General features: G+C 74.3%; 4 protein-coding genes. All 4 read right to left on the reverse strand.

Annotation, left to right across the window (positions count from 1 at the left end; genetic code table 11):
• Nucleotides 1-13 precede the first annotated feature (13 nt).
• A complete protein-coding gene (locus CCN33_RS18055; RefSeq protein ID WP_086694621.1) occupies nt 14-328 on the reverse strand; it encodes a DUF202 domain-containing protein in 315 nt (104 codons plus the stop codon).
• A complete protein-coding gene (locus CCN33_RS18060; RefSeq protein ID WP_086694619.1) occupies nt 325-717 on the reverse strand; it encodes a YidH family protein in 393 nt (130 codons plus the stop codon). The genes CCN33_RS18055 and CCN33_RS18060 overlap by 4 nt, the downstream gene beginning before the upstream one ends.
• Nucleotides 718-738: 21 nt before the next feature.
• Entirely contained in the window at nt 739-1,254 is a 516-nt protein-coding gene (locus CCN33_RS18065) for an NUDIX domain-containing protein (protein WP_086694620.1), read from the reverse strand.
• 17 nt (nt 1,255-1,271) lie between these two features.
• A partial coding sequence (locus CCN33_RS18070; RefSeq protein WP_167387888.1) for a DMT family transporter occupies nt 1,272-1,853 on the reverse strand: 582 nt, incomplete at its 5' end.

Consider the following 1,853-nt stretch of genomic DNA (forward strand, 5'->3'; position numbering starts at 1 on the left):
CAAACGAGAGGCCCTAGCTCACCAGCACCCCGGCGCACAGCGCCAGCACCACCGCGCACCCCGTCGCCGCCCACGCCAGGCGCGGGGTGAGCGTGGGCGGTACCGGGCTCGCCGCCAGGGTACGGATGCGGAGGTGGGCCAGAGCGAGGAAGGCCAGCCAGCACACACAGCACAGCAGGACCAGCACCGCCCCGGTCGCCGGCCCGGCCGCGCGGACCGACGCCCGTATCGCCAGCACCGCGGTCACCGTGGCCGACAGGGTCGTCCGCCGCCACGCCAGCCGGGTGCGCTGCGGCTGGAGCCCCGCGTCGCGGGCCGGATCGGTCATCCCGCCCATCCGACCAGCACCACCACGACCATCACCACCGCGACCACCGCCACCAGCAGGCTCAGCACCGCCGGGAACCGGGACACCGGCAGGTCCTCGCCCCGCCGCATCGCCTGCTCGCAGCGCACCCAGTGGTGCACGGCCCGCAGCGCGCACAGCACCCCCGCGCCAAGCAACGCCAGCGCCAGCGCCACCCGCCACGCCCAGCGCAGATGCGGCAGGAACTGGTCCACCGCGAAACCGCCGCCGATCAGGGCCAGCGCGGTCCGCAGCCACGCCAGGAAGGTCCGCTCGTTGGCCAGCGAGAACCGGTAGTCCGGGGTGGTGCCCTGGTCCCGCACCCGCTCGGGTTCGAGCCAGAGCCGGACGTTGCGTACGAATTCGCTCACACGCCGGACCCTACCGGCGCGTCACCCGGCCGCCCGGAACGCCCTCAGCCGCTCGTGCGCGGCCAGCCCGTCCGGCACCCACTCCCACTCCCCGAGCCGCGCGGCGACCTCCTCGTCGGTCAGGAAGGCGTGCCACTGGACCTCCTCCACCTGCGGTCGCACCGGCAGCTCGCAGCGGACCTCGTACACCGCCGACCACCAGCCGTGCCCGGCCTCGTCCTCGTAGAGGAACTTGAAGAGGTACGCCGGCTCGGGCAGCCCGCTCACCCCCAGCTCCTCCTCCGCCTCGCGCAGCGCCGCCTCGTCGTAGGACTCGCCCGCGCCGACCACCCCGCCCACGAAGAGGTCGTACAGGGCGGGGAAGACCAGCTTGGTGGCGGTGCGCCGGTGCACGAAGAGGCGGCCCTCGGCGTCGCGGACCTGGATGAAGACACAGCGGTGGCGCAGCCCCCTGGCGTACGCCTCGCCGCGCGGGGCCTGTGTGACGACACGGTCGTGCTCGTCCACGATGTCGAGAATCTCGTCGGCGGGGTTCATCCCGCCATCCAAGCAGCTCAGTTGCGCTGCAGATCCCGTACCGGCCGCTCCTCGGCCGTGCCGCACGGCATCGCCGGGTGCATGCCCAGCAGCAGGATGCCCCCGACGATCGCCGCGAGCCCGGCCGCCTCCCAGGCCAGCGCCCCGGTGTCGGTGTGCAGCCGGTCACCGAGGAAGCCGACCCCGCACAGGATGCCCGCCAGCGGCTGGGCGGCGGTCAGCGCGGGCAGCGACATGCGCAGGGGCGCCGTCTCGAACGCGCTCTGCACCAGCAGCAGCCCGGTCACCCCGAGCGCCAGCACCGCGTACGGATGCCCGCCGGTGAAGAGTTCGGTGAGGCCGCCCTCGCGGAAGCGGATGCTGCTCACACGGGTCAGCGCGTCCTGCACGCCGTAGAGAAGCCCGGCGGCCGTCGCCAGCAGCACCGGGCTCCACATGGTCCGCGAGCGTTTCGCCCAGCCGGCCAGCGCCAGCGCCACCCCCACCATCACGCCGAGGATCAGCCAGTGCCGCACCGGGTCGGTGACGGCGGTGCCGCCGCGGGGCCGGCCGGCCAGGATGAACGTGCTCACCCCGCCCGCCAGCAGCACCAGCCCCGC

Origin of the sequence: Streptomyces recifensis, assembly GCF_002154615.1 — a bacterium.
In the GTDB taxonomy this organism is placed as follows: domain Bacteria; phylum Actinomycetota; class Actinomycetes; order Streptomycetales; family Streptomycetaceae; genus Streptomyces; species Streptomyces griseoluteus.